Annotated in this window: 16 protein-coding genes; 3 read left to right on the top strand and 13 right to left on the bottom strand. The window is 61.2% G+C overall.

The features are described from left to right. Nucleotides 1–32: 32 nt before the first annotated feature. The 11 genes from CAF76_RS27670 to CAF76_RS27620 all read right to left on the bottom strand — a co-directional run bounded on the left by CAF76_RS27670 (nucleotide 33) and on the right by CAF76_RS27620 (nucleotide 9705). Nucleotides 33–524, bottom strand: a complete 492-nt coding sequence (locus CAF76_RS27670) for a DUF2878 domain-containing protein (RefSeq protein ID WP_085613397.1) — start codon at nucleotides 522–524, stop codon at nucleotides 33–35. After that, nucleotides 517–1788 (bottom strand): cyclopropane-fatty-acyl-phospholipid synthase family protein, encoded by a 1272-nt coding sequence (locus CAF76_RS27665; RefSeq protein ID WP_064599381.1) that lies wholly within the window; start codon nucleotides 1786–1788, stop codon nucleotides 517–519. Before CAF76_RS27665 ends, CAF76_RS27670 begins: the two co-directional genes overlap by 8 nt. Beyond that, nucleotides 1775–2590, bottom strand: a complete 816-nt coding sequence (locus tag CAF76_RS27660) for a DUF1365 domain-containing protein (RefSeq protein WP_085649218.1) — start codon at nucleotides 2588–2590, stop codon at nucleotides 1775–1777. The genes CAF76_RS27665 and CAF76_RS27660 overlap by 14 nt, the downstream gene beginning before the upstream one ends. After that, the gene (locus CAF76_RS27655; protein WP_085649217.1) at nucleotides 2587–3834 is read right to left on the bottom strand and encodes an NAD(P)/FAD-dependent oxidoreductase; all 1248 of its coding nucleotides are present in this window, start codon (nucleotides 3832–3834) and stop codon (nucleotides 2587–2589) included. The genes CAF76_RS27660 and CAF76_RS27655 overlap by 4 nt, the downstream gene beginning before the upstream one ends. Further along, nucleotides 3831–4613, bottom strand: a complete 783-nt coding sequence (locus CAF76_RS27650; protein ID WP_085613393.1) for an SDR family oxidoreductase — start codon at nucleotides 4611–4613, stop codon at nucleotides 3831–3833. Before CAF76_RS27650 ends, CAF76_RS27655 begins: the two co-directional genes overlap by 4 nt. After that, nucleotides 4610–5032: a nuclear transport factor 2 family protein gene (locus CAF76_RS27645; RefSeq protein WP_085649216.1), complete on the bottom strand. Its 423-nt coding sequence runs from the start codon at nucleotides 5030–5032 to the stop codon at nucleotides 4610–4612. The genes CAF76_RS27650 and CAF76_RS27645 overlap by 4 nt, the downstream gene beginning before the upstream one ends. Then, nucleotides 5025–6470: a deoxyribodipyrimidine photo-lyase gene (gene phrB / locus CAF76_RS27640; RefSeq protein ID WP_143491858.1), complete on the bottom strand. Its 1446-nt coding sequence runs from the start codon at nucleotides 6468–6470 to the stop codon at nucleotides 5025–5027. The genes CAF76_RS27645 and phrB overlap by 8 nt, the downstream gene beginning before the upstream one ends. A gap of 20 nt (nucleotides 6471–6490) precedes the next feature. Continuing rightward, the gene (locus tag CAF76_RS27635; protein WP_085649215.1) at nucleotides 6491–7432 is read right to left on the bottom strand and encodes a MerR family transcriptional regulator; all 942 of its coding nucleotides are present in this window, start codon (nucleotides 7430–7432) and stop codon (nucleotides 6491–6493) included. After that, the gene (locus tag CAF76_RS27630) at nucleotides 7432–8394 is read right to left on the bottom strand and encodes a DUF523 and DUF1722 domain-containing protein (RefSeq protein ID WP_039766312.1); all 963 of its coding nucleotides are present in this window, start codon (nucleotides 8392–8394) and stop codon (nucleotides 7432–7434) included. The genes CAF76_RS27635 and CAF76_RS27630 overlap by 1 nt, the downstream gene beginning before the upstream one ends. Before the next feature lie 112 nt (nucleotides 8395–8506). After that, entirely contained in the window at nucleotides 8507–8722 is a 216-nt protein-coding gene (locus tag CAF76_RS27625) for a TIGR02450 family Trp-rich protein (protein ID WP_039766311.1), read from the bottom strand. Further along, nucleotides 8719–9705 carry an NAD(P)/FAD-dependent oxidoreductase gene (locus tag CAF76_RS27620; protein WP_039766309.1) on the bottom strand — a complete coding sequence of 329 codons (987 nt, stop codon included), beginning with the start codon at nucleotides 9703–9705 and terminating at the stop codon, nucleotides 8719–8721. Before CAF76_RS27620 ends, CAF76_RS27625 begins: the two co-directional genes overlap by 4 nt. Nucleotides 9706–9902: 197 nt before the next feature. Between CAF76_RS27620 and CAF76_RS27615 the strand changes: the two genes are divergently transcribed. Next, a complete protein-coding gene (locus CAF76_RS27615) occupies nucleotides 9903–10805 on the top strand; it encodes a TIGR01777 family oxidoreductase (protein ID WP_039766308.1) in 903 nt (300 codons plus the stop codon). Between the two features lie 13 nt (nucleotides 10806–10818). After that, the gene (gene hemH / locus CAF76_RS27610) at nucleotides 10819–11844 is read left to right on the top strand and encodes a ferrochelatase (protein WP_085649214.1); all 1026 of its coding nucleotides are present in this window, start codon (nucleotides 10819–10821) and stop codon (nucleotides 11842–11844) included. A 110-nt stretch (nucleotides 11845–11954) separates the two neighbouring features. Here hemH and CAF76_RS27605 read toward each other — a convergent pair whose 3' ends face one another. Together CAF76_RS27605 and upp are read right to left on the bottom strand one after the other, a co-directional pair. Continuing rightward, a complete protein-coding gene (locus CAF76_RS27605; RefSeq protein WP_039766305.1) occupies nucleotides 11955–13229 on the bottom strand; it encodes a uracil-xanthine permease family protein in 1275 nt (424 codons plus the stop codon). Nucleotides 13230–13231: 2 nt separating this feature from the next. Further along, nucleotides 13232–13870: a uracil phosphoribosyltransferase gene (upp, locus tag CAF76_RS27600; RefSeq protein ID WP_007951682.1), complete on the bottom strand. Its 639-nt coding sequence runs from the start codon at nucleotides 13868–13870 to the stop codon at nucleotides 13232–13234. A 165-nt stretch (nucleotides 13871–14035) separates the two neighbouring features. Here upp and CAF76_RS27595 point away from each other — a divergent pair, with 165 nt between their 5' ends. Continuing rightward, nucleotides 14036–14593, top strand: coding sequence for a hypoxanthine-guanine phosphoribosyltransferase (locus tag CAF76_RS27595; protein WP_007951681.1), 558 nt, complete (start codon nucleotides 14036–14038; stop codon nucleotides 14591–14593). Nucleotides 14594–14634 lie beyond the last annotated feature (41 nt).

Below are 14634 nucleotides of genomic sequence, written 5' to 3'. Positions count from 1 at the left end.
ACCCGTGAGCGTGTGAAAGGTCTGACAGGCGTTTAACGCGCTAGCCGTCGGGACAATTGGTGCAGCAGCGGAAACAGCAACGCCCACAGCAGTGCGATGCCGATCAGGGTCGGTAACTCACCAAAAGGAAATTGCACACCGGCCAGTCGTCCGCCGGCGCCATAGGACAGCGCGCCACCTGCCGCGCCGAGCAGACTGGCCAGCCACCACGGCCGTGCGCTCCATTGCAGGCAATGACGCAATGTCGTGGCGAACAACGCCCACAGCAACATCAGCCACAGCGGAATCAGCGGCGACAGATCCTTGAACTCGAAAACCCCGAGGCCGCGCAACACGCTGTCCACCGCCGTGCCGATAATCACCACGCTGAGGATCAATCGGCCTTCATGCGCCCAATTGCTGATCCAGCGTAGATGAATCACCAGCACCGCCAGCGCCAGCAGCAACCACAAACTGTTACCGCCGAGCACGCAGGCCAGCCAGCCGATCTGGAACAGCACCGCGTTGGCCAACCGTTCAAGCATCGAACCGGCCCAGCAAAGGCGCCGTCATCGCCGCCGGTTTGGCCAGCACCAGTTGTGCGGTGCCGATGGTGCGCTCGAGGAATCCACCCTCGCAGTAACACAGGTAGAACTCCCACAACCTGAGGAAGTAATCGTCATAGCCCAGTTCGCTCAGACGGCCGTGCGCATGGCGAAAGTTCTCGTGCCACAGACGCAGGGTGCGGGCGTAATGCAGGCCGAAATCTTCCATGTGCAACAGGTTCATGTCGGTGTCGCGGCCGACGATTTCGAGCATTTTCTGCACGCAGGGCAGGGCGCCGCCGGGGAAAATGTAGCGCTGGATGAAGTCCACGCCACGGCGCGCCTGTTCGTAGCGCTGTTCACGGATGGTGATCGCCTGCAGCAGCATCAGGCCGTTGCTCTTGAGCAGGTGCGCGCATTGCTTGAAGTAGGTCGGCAAGAAGCGGTGGCCGACCGCCTCGATCATTTCGATCGACACCAGTTTGTCGTACTGGCCGGTGAGGTCGCGGTAGTCCTTGAGCAGCAGCGTCACTTGATCCTGCAAACCGAGGCGTTCGATGCGGGCCGCGGTGAAGGCGAACTGCTCCTTCGACAGCGTGGTGGTGGTGACTTTGCAGCCGTAGTGCTGCGCCGCATAGAGCGCCATGCTGCCCCAGCCGGTGCCGATTTCCAGAAGGTGGTCACCGGGCTTGAGCGCGAGTTTCTGGCAGATCCGCTCCAGTTTGTTCAGTTGCGCCTGCTCCAGGCTGTCGTCGGGGCTGAGAAACTGCGCAGCCGAATACATCATGGTCGGGTCGAGGAACTGCTCGAACAGGTCATTGCCGAGGTCGTAATGCGCGGCGATGTTTTTCTGCGAGCCCTGGCGCGTATTGCGGTTGAGCCAGTGCAGCCCGCGCACCAGCGGGCGACCGAGCCGGGCCAGGCCACCTTCCATGGCGTCGAGCACTTCAAGGTTGCTGACGAACACACGCACTACGGCCGTCAGATCCGGCGAGCGCCAGTAGCCATGAATAAAGGCCTCACCGGCACCGATCGAACCATTGCCGGCGACCAGCCCCCAGACGGCGGGATCCAGCACCTGAATTTCCCCCACCAGCGTGCTGCCCGGCGTACCAAAGACGTGGCGTTCGCCGTCCTCGATCACGATCAGTTGACCCTGCTTGAGCTGCTCGAGCTTGCGCAGCACTCCCCGGCGCAGCAGCGATCCGCTCAGGCCGTGGGGGCTGAGCAGGCTGGCTTTGGCCGAGACGCTAGTGGATTTCATGGTGGCGTTCCTCGGTCGGTACGGTGGCGGTTCGAAAGCGGTCGTCGGCACGCTGGTGGTCATACACCGGGGTGCGCTTGAGCAACAGGCGCAGCGCCTGCCAATAAATCGCCAGCGCGGTCTTGGCGGTCATCCAGGGAAAGCGCCACAGGTGCCGGTGCAAGTGGCGCCGATCAAGGGGGACGCGTCGCAGATCGAGGGTGGCGTCGAACAGTTTTTGCTCGCCTTGCCAGTCGGCCATGTGCACGCCCAGGACCTGCGCGGCAGGGCTGAAGCTCATGCGGTATTCCAGGTCCGGCGGCAGGAATGGCGAGACATGAAACGCCTTGGCCACGGCAAAGTGCTGGTGAAAGTCCTGCAGATTGCTGGGCGCTCTGGCCGGCAACACGTAGTGAAAACGCTCGCGCCACGGAGTGTTGCGGACTTCGCAGAGAATCGCCGCCAGTTGGCCGTCGGCCTCGTGGCAATAGAAAAAACTCACCGGGTTGAACGACAGGCCCCAGCTGCGCGGCTGGGTCAGCAGGCAGATCGAACCTTGCGGCGCATGGCCCAGGGCTTCGCCGACAAGTTGCCGCACCGCATCGCTCAGGCGCACGCCCCGGCCGGTGAAGGTTTTCAGGTAGTCGGTTTCGCGGAATGAAAACGGCGCAAAGCGGCTGGCACCGGCCAGCCGGGATAGACCCAGCACCGTCTCCTGCTCAGCCAGATCGAGATACAGCATGCCGATCCGGTAACGGAATTCATGACGGCGCGGAGCAAATCGCCGATGGGCGATCCAGCCACTGTAGAGCGCGCTGTTCACAGGCTTTCTCCGAAGGCTGCGGCCACGCGCAGGGCGCTGACCACGCCGTCCTCATGAAAACCGTTGGCCCAATAGGCGCCGCAATAATGCGTGTGGTGCAAGCCGTCCAGTTCTGCCCAGCGTTGCTGCGCCGCCACCGCCGCGAGGCTGAATTGCGGGTGGGCGTAGGTGAAGCGTGCGAGCACTTTGGACGGCGTGATGCCGGCACTCTGGTTAAGGCTCACGCAGAACGTGGTGTCGCTCTGGAGGCCCTGCAGAATGTTCATGTCGTAGGTCACGGCTGCCCGGGTATGACCCGCTCCGCCGAGGCGATAATTCCAGCTGGCCCAGGCCCGTTTGCGTGTGGGCAGCAGACGGGTGTCGGTGTGCAGCACCACTTCGTTGTCGGCGTAGGGCAGGGCGCCGAGGATTTCCCGTTCTTTATCGTCAGGACTTCCCAGCAGTCGCAACGCCTGATCGCTGTGACAGGCCAGCACTACTTTGTCGAAACGTTCGATGCCGGCCGGGCTGTGGATAACCACGCCGTGCGCATCGCGATCGATCCGGCTCACCGGGCAGTTCAGGCGGATCCGTTCCTTGAACGACGCGGTCAGCGGCGCGATGTAAGCACTTGAGCCACCCTCGATCACCTGCCACTGCGGCCGGTTGCTGATCGACAGCAACCCGTGATTCTCGAAAAAACGCACGAAGAACTGCAACGGAAAATTAAGCATCTCGGCCATCGGCATCGACCAGATCGCCGCGCCCATCGGCACGATGTAATGCAGGATGAAACGCTCGCCGTACCCGCCGGCCTTGAGGTAATCGTCGAGGGTGGTGTCGGTGGCGATCCGCTGTTCGGCAAGGTCGCGCCGGGCTTCTTTATTGAACCGCAGGATGTCGCGCAACATGCCCCAGAATCCGGGCGACAGCAGATTGCTGCGCTGGGCGAACAGACTGTTGAGGTTGTTGCCGTTGTATTCCAGGCCAGTGTCCGGATCGTTGACCGAAAAGCTCATCTCGGTGGGTTTGAACGTCACACCCAGTTGGCCAAGCAAACGAATGAAGTTCGGATACGTCCAGTCGTTGAACACGATGAAGCCGGTGTCCACCGAATACTCGCGCCCGTCCACGGTGACCGGCACCGTGTGCGTATGGCCGCCGATCCGGGCGTCTGCTTCGAACACGGTGATTTCGTGTCGGCGTGCGAGCAGGTACGCGCAGGTCAAACCGGCGATGCCGCTGCCGACGATGGCGATTTTCATGTTGCATCCCTGAGCGGCGGGTTGCTGCGCACCATGCGTTTGCCAATCGCCAGTTGTACGCGGGCGGGCATTTTCGACAAGGGCCACAGAGCTGCCATGAACAGTGCGGGAAAGGCGATCTCCAGCGGCCGATCCTTCAGCTTGGCGAAGATATGCCGCGCGGCTTTGTCCGCAGGCCAGCTGAGTGGCATCGGAAAATCATTTTTGGCGGTCAGCGGTGTATCGACGAATCCTGGGCTGATTACCGTGACTTCAATACCTTCGTCCGCCAGGTCGATGCGCAGGGATTCGAACAGATAACGCAGCCCGGCCTTCGATGCGCCATAGGCTTCGGCGCGTGGCAGCGGCACATAGGTCACCGAGCTGGCCATCCCCACCAGATGCGGTGCCGTACCTTTGCGCAGCAAGGGCAGGGCGGCTTCGATGCAATAGCTGCTGGCGAGCAGGTTGGTACGCACCACGTGCTCGATGATCGAGGCGTCGAACTGGTGAGCGTCGACGTATTCGCAGGTCCCGGCATTGAGGATGACGGTATCCAGCGAGCCCCAGTCCGCGGCTATCTGTTCGCCAATTTCGCGTACGGTCTGGCTGTTGGTCAGATCGCCGGGCAACACCAGAACCTGTCCCGGATACCGTTGTGACAGAACCTTGAGCGGCGCGACCTGGCGGGAACTGACCGCCAGCTGTGCACCGCTTTTGAGAATGTCTTCCGCGAGTGCTGCGCCGATGCCACTGCTGGCACCGGTCAACCAGTAACGACGTGGAGCTGTACGACTCATCCCAATCTCCTTTTCAGCCAGGCGATCACCCGGCCCAATACAGGTAAATGTTCATAAAGCAGCGCTCCGGCATCGAAGTAATCCCGGTGGCGGTAAACCTTGTCGCGCCAGAGCAGGTGCGAGCAGCCGGCGACGCGGATCAGTTGTCCACCGCTCAGGCGCGGGTGGCGGTAACTCATGACCCAGCGCAAATAACCTTCGCCTTCGCCGATCTGGTCGAAGCCGTGGAAATCGAAGCGCAGTTCGTTGACGTTGGCGTACAACTCGCTGAAGTAACCGCGCAGGTTCGTCAGCCCCTGCACTTCGTGCAGCGGATCGGTGAAATGAATGTCCTCGCTGTACAGTCCGTCCAGGGTGCGCAAGTTGTCTTTGTTCAACTGTGCGAACCGCTGGGCGAAACCGCGCAGGAATTCACTCATCGCTCACTCCTTGAGACGCGCGCGACGGCAGGTTCTTGAACGCTGCCAGCGCCCGCTCCCGTGATGCATTCAGATTAACGATCGGCGCCGGATAGTCGGCGACGCCGAACAACCCGCCAGCACTGGCCGGGTTGTGCACTTCTTTCTTGTTCAGCCCGGCCAGCTCCGGCAGCCAGTGCTTGATGAACAGGCCTTCGCTGTCGAATTTTTCCGACTGGCTGAGCGGGTTGAAGATGCGGAAATACGGCGCCGAATCGGTGCCGGTCGAGGAACTCCACTGCCAGCCGCCGTTGTTGGCGGCCAGATCGCCGTCGATCAGGTGGCGCATGAAGAAACGCTCGCCTTCGCGCCAGTCGATCAACAGGTTCTTGGTCAGAAACATCGCCACCACCATCCGCAGGCGGTTGTGCATCCAGCCGGTTTCCAGCAGTTGGCGCATGGCTGCATCGATGATCGGCAAGCCGGTGCGCGCCTCTTGCCAGGCGGCCAGATCCTCTGGTGCGTCGCGCCAGGCCAGGGCTTCGGTTTCCGGACGGAATGCGCGATGCCGTGAAACCCGCGGATAACCGACGAGAATATGTTTGTAGAACTCGCGCCACAGCAGTTCGTTGATCCAGGTGACGGCGCCGACCTTGCCGCTTTCGAACTCGCCCTGATTGCTCTGCAGGGCAGCGTGCAGGCATTGGCGCGGCGAGATCACACCGGCGGCCAGATAGGCCGAAAGCTGGCTGGTGCCGGGTTTGGCCGGGAAGTCTCGTTCGCTCTTGTAGTAGTCGATCTGTGCATCGGCGAACGTGTCGAGGCGACGCCGGGCTTCGGATTCACCGGCGGGCCACAAGGCGCGCAGGGAGTCGCCGGGTGTCGGGAACCCTTCGATGGTTGTTGGAACGGGGTCACTGTCGATGTTCAACGCCGATTGTTTGCCCGGGGCCTGTTTCAGCGAAGGCATCGAGCGATGCAAGCGTTCGTAGCAGACCTTGCGGAACTGGCTGAACACCTGGAAGTAAGTGCCGGTTCGGGTCAGCACGCTGCCGGGCTTGAACAGCAATTGGTCGAGGTAACTGTGGAAGGTGATGCCTGCCGCTTGCAACGCTTCGGCAACTGCCTCGTCGCGACGGCTTTCGTTGATGCCGTATTCTTCGTTGACGTGCACCGCCTCGATCTTCAGTTGCCGACACAGTTCGAGCAGCACGGCGGGTGCCTGATCCCAGCGAGGCGCGGTGCGGATCAGGAGCGGGATGTTCAGGTCGCCAAGGCTTTTGCTCAATTCACGCAGATTGCGCAGCCAGAAATCGATCTTGCACGGCGCGTCGTCATGTTCCTGCCATTGCTCAGGGCTCAACAGGTACACGGCGACGGTCGGGCCGCGTTCGGCGGCGGCCGCGAGGGCGGTGTTGTCATGTTGGCGCAAGTCGCTGCGCAGCCAGATCAATTGCATGTCGGTCTCTGTCGGAATCATTAAATCAACCCACGCTCAATGAGTGCCCGATGTGCCGAAAGGGGGTCTTCGGCCAGGAACAGATCAGCGAGTTCGGAAGTCTTTGCGGACAACTCGGCGTGGTGAATACACACCGTTGGTCCGACAATCAGTTTCGGGCAGCTGACACCGTTGAACAGTTTCGGTAGCTGCGCCAGGTTCAGGGCTTTGCTGGAATACAGCAGTACGCCACGGGCTTGCAGGGTATCGGTTGCCAACGCCAGTTCGCCGGCCGGCAGCGGCCAATCGAATACCTGCACCGGGCAATCGGCGCTGCTGATCAGCCAGGCGCAGAGCCACAGATGCGGCTCCAGTGGCAGGTCCGACTGGTTGATCAGCAGCAGCGGCGCGGTGCGCAACTGACGATTGTTATGGTAGATGCGTGCGCCGAATTTGCTGCGCAACCAGGCATAAAAGAACACCCGCTCCATCTGCGCGCCGAACTGGCCCTGCCAGCGCTGTTCAAGATCGCTTACCAGCGGCAGCAGCAATTGCTCGCACAGAGTGCGTGGCGGATACAGCGCCATCGCCTGGTTGATGCCGTCGTCGAGGCTGCGCTCGTTCAGGTGGGTGACCGCCAGCAGGGCGGCCTGGCGCAGTGGATGCCATTCGTCCTGCGCTGGTTCGTTGAACGTCTGCGCAGTGTCGAGGAGCGGTTTGACCTGGCTGACCGCTACGCCACGGTTGAGCCAGGTAAGGATGTTCTGGATACGTTGCACATGCTCGGCGTTGTACAAGCGATGGCCCTTGGGCGTGCGCTGCGGAACGATCAGCCCATAGCGCCGTTCCCAGGCGCGCAGGGTGACGGCGTTCACGCCGGTCTGACGGGCGACTTCGCGGATCGGCAGCCAGCCCTCGTCGAGGGCTTTCTTGAAGTCGGCGCCGAGGTCTTCCCGGGCGCTGGTGTCGAGTGAGTCATTCATCAAATGGCGTTTCGCAGGCTGAGGTTTTCCGGATGCGGTTGCAGGTAAACCTGCTGCGCAATGTAGGGATCCGGGTGGAGGCGAAAGTGATGCTTGAGCAGGGTCAACGGCACCACCAGCGGCACGATGCCGTGCCGGTACTGGCCGATGATGTGCTGCACTTCCTGTTTGTCTTCGGGGCTGATCGCCTGTTTCAGGTAGCCACTGATGTGCTGCAGGACGTTGCTGTGGGTACGGCGGGTGGCGCATTTTTTCAGTGCCGCCATCAGTTCGCTGAAATAGCGCGGGCCCAGCTCGGCCGGGTCGGTCTGGCCCATGTTGCCCAGCAGATTGCCCAGCGCCTTGTATTGCACCGGGTTGTGCGCCATCAGCAGGTATTTGTAGCGCGAGTGAAATTCTGTCAGTACGCGGCGGCTCAGGCCCTGCTTGAGCACTTGTTGCCATTCGCGGTAGGCGAGCACGCGGGTGATGAAATTCTCCCGCAGCACCGGATCGTTGAGACGCCCGGCTTCTTCCACCGGCAGATCCGGATGCTGTGCACAGAACGCTTCCGCGTAAATGCCACGCCCACCACCATTCACCGGTGCGCCGTTGGCGTGGTAGACCTTGACTCGCTCAAGTCCGCAGGACGGCGATTGCTGCATGAAGATGTAGCCGCAGATGTCATTGAGCTCCCCGGCCATTTTCTCGCCGTAGGCGGCCAATGGCTGGGTGACGTTGATCGACGGATTGACGGTGCCGACTGCATCAGGCTTTTGCGGATCGCCCACCAGACGAATCGGCTCGCGGGGAATCCCCAGGCCAATCGCTACCTCAGGACAGACGGGAACGAATTCGAAATGCTCGGCCAGGGTGCGGCTGCACAGCCGCGATTCCTTGTGCCCGCCGTTGTAGCGCACTTCGGCGCCCATCAGGCAGGCGCTGATGGCGATTTTCGGTAGGGACGTCGATGAGTCGGACATGCAGCAACCTCGAATCTGAACCTGTACAGACAAATAGATTTGTACACCATGCTTTCAGCATAGATTTATGGGTGTACAAGTCAAACTGTTTGTATAAGTTTTTTTGAGGTTTTTAGCGCCAGCCCATTTTCCAGCGTGAATCATCCTGCAGGGCATGCCAGTCGCATTGCTCGGTACGCCGGGTCAGCACCGCCTGCAGTTCGATTTCCAGCACCGTGCCGTCCTCGTCGCGGAACAGTTCGGTCACCAGAAAATGCTTTTCACGGTTTTGCGGGTGAGCTGCTGTCCATTTCGACAGCAGCAATTTGCGGGGGTTGATGCGATTCACTGCAGGTGTTCGTGCAAGCGTCTTGCCGCCTCCTGGCCACTGAGCCATGCCCCTTCGACCCGACCCGACAGGCACCAGTCGCCACAGGCATACAGGCCCAGATCGGCGTCGGCCAGGGTGCCCCATTCATGACTGCTGGCCGGCCGGGCATAGAGCCAGCGGTGGGCGAGGCTGAAGGTCGGGGCCGGCATGGCGCTGTGCAGCAACTCGGCGAAGGCGCCGTGCAATTGTTCGATCACCGCTTCCTTGGGCAGATCGATGTGCTGCCGGCTCCAGGCACTGGTGGCGTGCAGGACCCAGGTGTCGCACGTGGTGTCGCGTCCCGGTTTGCTGCGGTTGCGGGCCAGCCAGTCGAGGGCGCTGTCCTGGACGAAGCAGCCTTCGATTGGCGTATCCAGCGGTGTATCGAAGGCGAGGGCGACGGCCCAGGTCGGGTCCATTTTCACGCCGGCGGCGGCACCGGCGAGTTTCGGTGCGGAGGCCAGCAGGGCAGTAGCCTGAGGCGCCGGTGTGGCGACCACCACGTGGCTGAATGGTCCGTGGGTGAAACCTTCGGCATCTTGCAGGTGCCAGTGTTCTTCGCCGCGATAGACCTCGGTGATCCGGCAGGCGAAATGCACTTCCAGGCCATCGAGCAGGCCCCGGGTGATGGCGCTCATGCGCGGCGTGCCGACCCAGCGGGTCTGTTCGTCAGGCGACAGGTTCAACTGCCCGCCATGAAAGGTGTAGAGCTGCGGTGCCCATTCGGCGACCCAGCCTTTGCTTTGCCAGCGCTGGACTTCGGTCACGAAGCGCCGATCACGGGCGGTGAAGTATTGCGCACCCATGTCCAGCGAACCGGCATCGCTGCGCTTGCTCGACATGCGCCCGCCGCTGCCGCGACTTTTATCGAACAACTGAACGGTATGCCCGGCATCTGTCAGCGCCTGGGCGGCGGAGAGTCCGGCGATGCCGGTGCCAATGATTGCGATAGGTACAGTCATAGGGGCCTCGTTTACCTTTCTGTACAGACTACGCCGTGGATGAAACCTGTACAATTATGTTTTTTGGTATAACTTCCAGCGTTCTTGTTCTGACAGCTTGGCCTATGGTTAAACAATAGAGCCTGCCCGATAGAAAAGATCCCTGTTTATAAAAATAGACTAGTGATCGGGGTAAAACGCCACGCGAGGAAGAAGTCATGCACATATTGCTGACCGGCGGTACTGGATTGATCGGACGTCAGCTTTGCCGACACTGGTCCGCCCAGGGGCATCGCCTGACGGTCTGGAGTCGTCGTCCGGAAAAAGTTGCGAAAATCTGTGGCGCCCAGGTGCGTGGCATTGCGCGTCTGGAGGACCTTGGCGACGAACCGGTCGACGTGATCGTCAACCTGGCCGGCGCGCCGATTGCCGACCGGCCGTGGACCCATCGGCGCAAGGCGTTGTTGTGGAGCAGTCGGATTACGCTGACCGAAGCGTTGCTGGCGTGGCTGGAACATCGCGGGCAGAAACCGTCGCTGCTGATCTCGGGCTCGGCCGTGGGTTGGTACGGTGACGGCGGCGAGCGCGAGTTGACCGAGGACTCGCCACCGGTGATTGACGATTTCGCCAGTCAGTTATGCATCGCCTGGGAGGAGACCGCGCAACGCGCCGAAGCGATGGACATTCGCGTGGTGCTGGTGCGCACCGGGCTGGTGCTGTCGGCCGAGGGCGGCTTTTTGTCGCGCCTGCTGCTGCCGTTCAAGCTCGGGCTGGGCGGGCCTTTGGGCAACGGTCGGCAGTGGATGCCGTGGATTCATATCGATGACCAAATCGCCCTGATTGATTTTCTTCTGCACCGCGATCAGGCGAGCGGTCCTTATAATGCGTGCGCGCCGAAACCTGTGCGCAATCGCGAATTCGCCAAGACCCTGGGCAGCGTGTTGCACCGCCCGGCGTTCATGCCGATGCCGGCCCTCGCCTTGAAGGTCGGGCTCGGCGAGATGTCATTGCTGTTGCTGGGTGGCCAACGGGCCACGCCCAAACGCTTGCTGGAAGCGGGATTCACTTTCCGGTTCACGGATTTACGCGCGGCCCTGGACGATCTTTCCAGCCGCCTCTGAAATAGGACGTTGCATGACCGATCACGCCTTGCTTCTGGTCAACCTGGGTTCGCCGGCCTCCACTTCGGTGGCCGACGTGCGCCGCTATCTCAATCAATTCCTGATGGACCCGTACGTGATCGACCTGCCGTGGCCGGTGCGGCGTCTGCTGGTGTCGCTGATTCTGATCAAGCGCCCGGAGCAGTCGGCCCATGCCTACGCCTCGATCTGGTGGGACGAAGGGTCGCCGCTGGTGGTACTCAGTCGTCGCCTGCAACAGCAGATGAAGGCGCAGTGGACCCACGGCCCGGTGGAGCTGGCCATGCGTTACGGTGAGCCGTCCATCGAGACAAATCTGCTGAAACTGGTCGCGGCGGGACACAAACGCATCACCCTCGCGCCGCTTTATCCACAGTTTGCCGACAGCACCACCACCACCGTGATCGAAGAAGCCAAGCGGGTGGTGCGCGAGAAAAAACTCGATGTGCAACTGTCGGTGTTGCAGCCGTTCTACGATCAGCCGGAATATCTCGACGCCCTGGTGGCCAGCGCCAAACCGCATTTGCAGCAGGATTACGATCACCTGTTGCTGAGCTTCCATGGTTTGCCTGAGCGGCACCTGACCAAGCTCGACCCGACCGGCAATCATTGCTTCAAAAATGAAGATTGCTGCAAGAACGCCTCGGCTGCCGTATTGGCCACCTGTTATCGCGCCCAATGTCTGCGCACAGCGGCGTTGTTCGCTGAGCGCATGGGGCTGCCGGACGGCAAGTGGTCGGTGTCGTTTCAGTCGCGGCTGGGCCGGGCGAAATGGATCGAGCCCTACACCGAAGCGCGGCTGGATGAGCTGGCCAAAAGCGGCGTGAAGAAGATTCTGGTGATGTGCCCGGCGTTTGTTGCCGATTGCATCGAGACCCTGGAAGAGATCGGCGATCGCGGCAAGGAACAGTTTTGTGAGGCAGGGGGCGAGGAGTTGGTGCTGGTGCCGTGCCTGAATGACGACCCGCAATGGGCGAAGGCGTTGGCAACACTTTGTGAACGGGCGCCACTGGCCCTCTAGTAAGAGCCAAAAGCTTCGCGAGCAAGCCCGCTCCCACATTTGATTGCATTTCAATGTGGGAGCGGGCTTGCTCGCGAAGGCTGACTGTCAGGCGATGAAGATCTAAAAGTTTAGATCAGCGGCTCATCCGCCTTTTTCTGCTTCCAGCCGTCATTGCCCGGCAGCAGCAGGTTCAGCGCAATCGCCACCACCGCGCACAGCGCGATGCCTTTGAGGCCGAAGTCGTCCGGACCTGTGCCGGTGCCGACCAGCACACCACCGATACCGAACACCAGGGTTACCGAAACGATCACCAGATTGCGCGCTTCGCCCAGGTCGATCTTGTGACGGATCAGGGTGTTCATCCCCACTGCCGCGATCGAACCGAACAGCAGACACAGAATACCGCCCATCACCGGCACCGGAATGCTTTGCAGCAGGGCGCCGAACTTGCCGATGAACGCCAGGCTGATGGCGAAGATCGCCGCCCAGGTCATGATTTTCGGGTTGTAGTTCTTGGTCAGCATCACCGCGCCAGTAACTTCGGCGTAGGTGGTGTTGGGCGGGCCGCCGAACAGGCCGGCTGCAGTGGTGGCGATCCCGTCACCGAGCAGGGTGCGATGCAGGCCCGGCTTCTTCAGGTAGTCGCGACCCGTCACGCTGCCGACGGCAATCACGCCGCCGATGTGTTCGATGGCCGGGGCCAAAGCTACCGGGACGATGAACAGGATCGCCTGCCAGTTGAACTCCGGTGCGGTGAAGGCCGGCAGGGCGAACCACGGTGCCGCGGCAATTTTCGCGGTGTCGACTACGCCGAAGTAGAAGGACAGGGCAAAACCCACCAGCACGCCGGAAATGATCGGCACCAGACGGAAAATGCCCTTGCCGAACACCGCCACGATCAATGTGGTCAGCAGCGCCGGCATCGAGATCATCATGGCGGTCTGGTAATGGATCAGTTCCGAACCGTCGCCGGCCTTGCCCATCGCCATGTTCGCGGCAATCGGCGCCATGGCCAGACCGATGGAAATGATCACAGGGCCGATCACCACCGGCGGCAGCAAACGGTCAATGAACCCGGTGCCTTTGATCTTCACGGCCAGGCCGAGGAAGGTGTAGACGAAACCGGCCGCCATCACGCCGCCCATGGTCGCGGCGAGGCCGAACTGGCCCTTGGCGAGAATGATCGGGGTGATGAAAGCGAAGCTCGACGCCAGGAATACCGGCACCTGACGTCCGGTGACGATCTGGAACAGGATTGTTCCCAGACCTGCGGTAAACAGTGCCACGTTCGGGTCAAGGCCCGTGATCAGTGGCATCAGCACCAGGGCGCCGAAAGCCACGAACAGCATCTGTGCGCCGGACAGCACCGTGCGCCAGAGCGGATCGTTGAACTCTTGCTGCATGCTTACGCGTCCTTCTGCTTGGTGCCGAAGATCTTGTCACCGGCATCGCCAAGCCCAGGAATGATGTAACCGTGCTCGTTGAGTTTTTGATCGATGGACGCGGTGTAGATGATCACGTCCGGGTGAGCTTTCTCGACAGCGGCAATGCCTTCCGGCGCGGCAACCAGCACCATCGCGCGGATGTCCTTGCAACCGGCTTTCTTCAGCAGGTCGATGGTTGCGACCATGGAGCTGCCGGTGGCGAGCATCGGGTCGATGATCATCGCCAGGCGTTCGTCGATTTCCGGAACCAGTTTTTCCAGGTAGGTGTGGGCCTGCAGGGTTTCTTCGTTACGGGCAACGCCCACGGCACTGACTTTTGCGCCCGGGATCAGGCTCAACACGCCTTCGAGCATGCCGATGCCGGCACGCAGGATCGGCACGACGGTAATCTTCTTGCCGGCGATTTTCTCGACCGACACGGTGCCGCACCAACCTTCGATATCGTAGGTTTCCAGCGGCAGGTCTTTGGTCGCTTCATAGGTCAACAGGGCACCGACTTCCTGCGCGAGTTCGCGGAAATTCTTGGTGCTGATGTCTGCACGGCGCATAAGGCCAAGTTTGTGACGGATCAGCGGATGGCGGATCTCTTGGATGGACATGGGGAAAGGCTCCGGCGGCGGGCAAAAAAACCGGCCTAGATTAATCTATCCGACGGTGATGTCCTATAGGACATACAGTACGTTAGTCCACAAATGCTTGATTCGGCCGTGCGGGATGCGTACCTTTGCTCGCTTTTCCGAAACAGACCCCCCTTGGAGAGCGCCATGTCCGCTGATCTCGAGCATATCCGTCAAATCATGCGAGAGGCTGACTGCCTGTACACCGAAGCTGAAGTCGAGGCTGCCATTGCCCGCGTCGGTGCACAAATCAACGAACAACTGGCCGACAGCAACCCGGTGGTGTTCTGCGTGATGAACGGCGGCCTGATCTTCTCCGGCAAACTGCTGACCCATCTGCAGTTCCCGCTGGAAGCGTCCTACCTGCACGCCACCCGCTATCGCAACGAAACCAGCGGCGGCGACCTGTTCTGGAAAGCCAAGCCGGAAGTCTCGTTCATCGACCGTGATGTGCTGATCATCGACGACATTCTCGACGAAGGGCACACCCTGGGCGCGATCATCGACTTCTGCCGTCACGCCGGCGCGCGCAAAGTGCACACCGCCGTGCTGATCGACAAGGACCACGACCGCAAGGCCCGTCCTGACCTGAAAGCCGATTTCGTCGGTCTGCCGTGCATCGACCGTTACATCTTCGGCTACGGCATGGACTACAAAGGCTACTGGCGCAACGCCAACGGGATCTTCGCCGTCAAAGGCATGTAAGAACCTGCATTGCCCCGTGTGGGAGCGAGCCTGCTCGCGAT

The sequence above is a fragment of the Pseudomonas sp. B40(2017) genome (genome assembly GCF_002112855.1).
GTDB lineage: Bacteria > Pseudomonadota > Gammaproteobacteria > Pseudomonadales > Pseudomonadaceae > Aquipseudomonas > Aquipseudomonas pharyngis.
The sequence above is the reverse complement of the archived record's forward strand: the minus strand, read 5'-3'. Positions and strand labels throughout refer to the sequence as shown.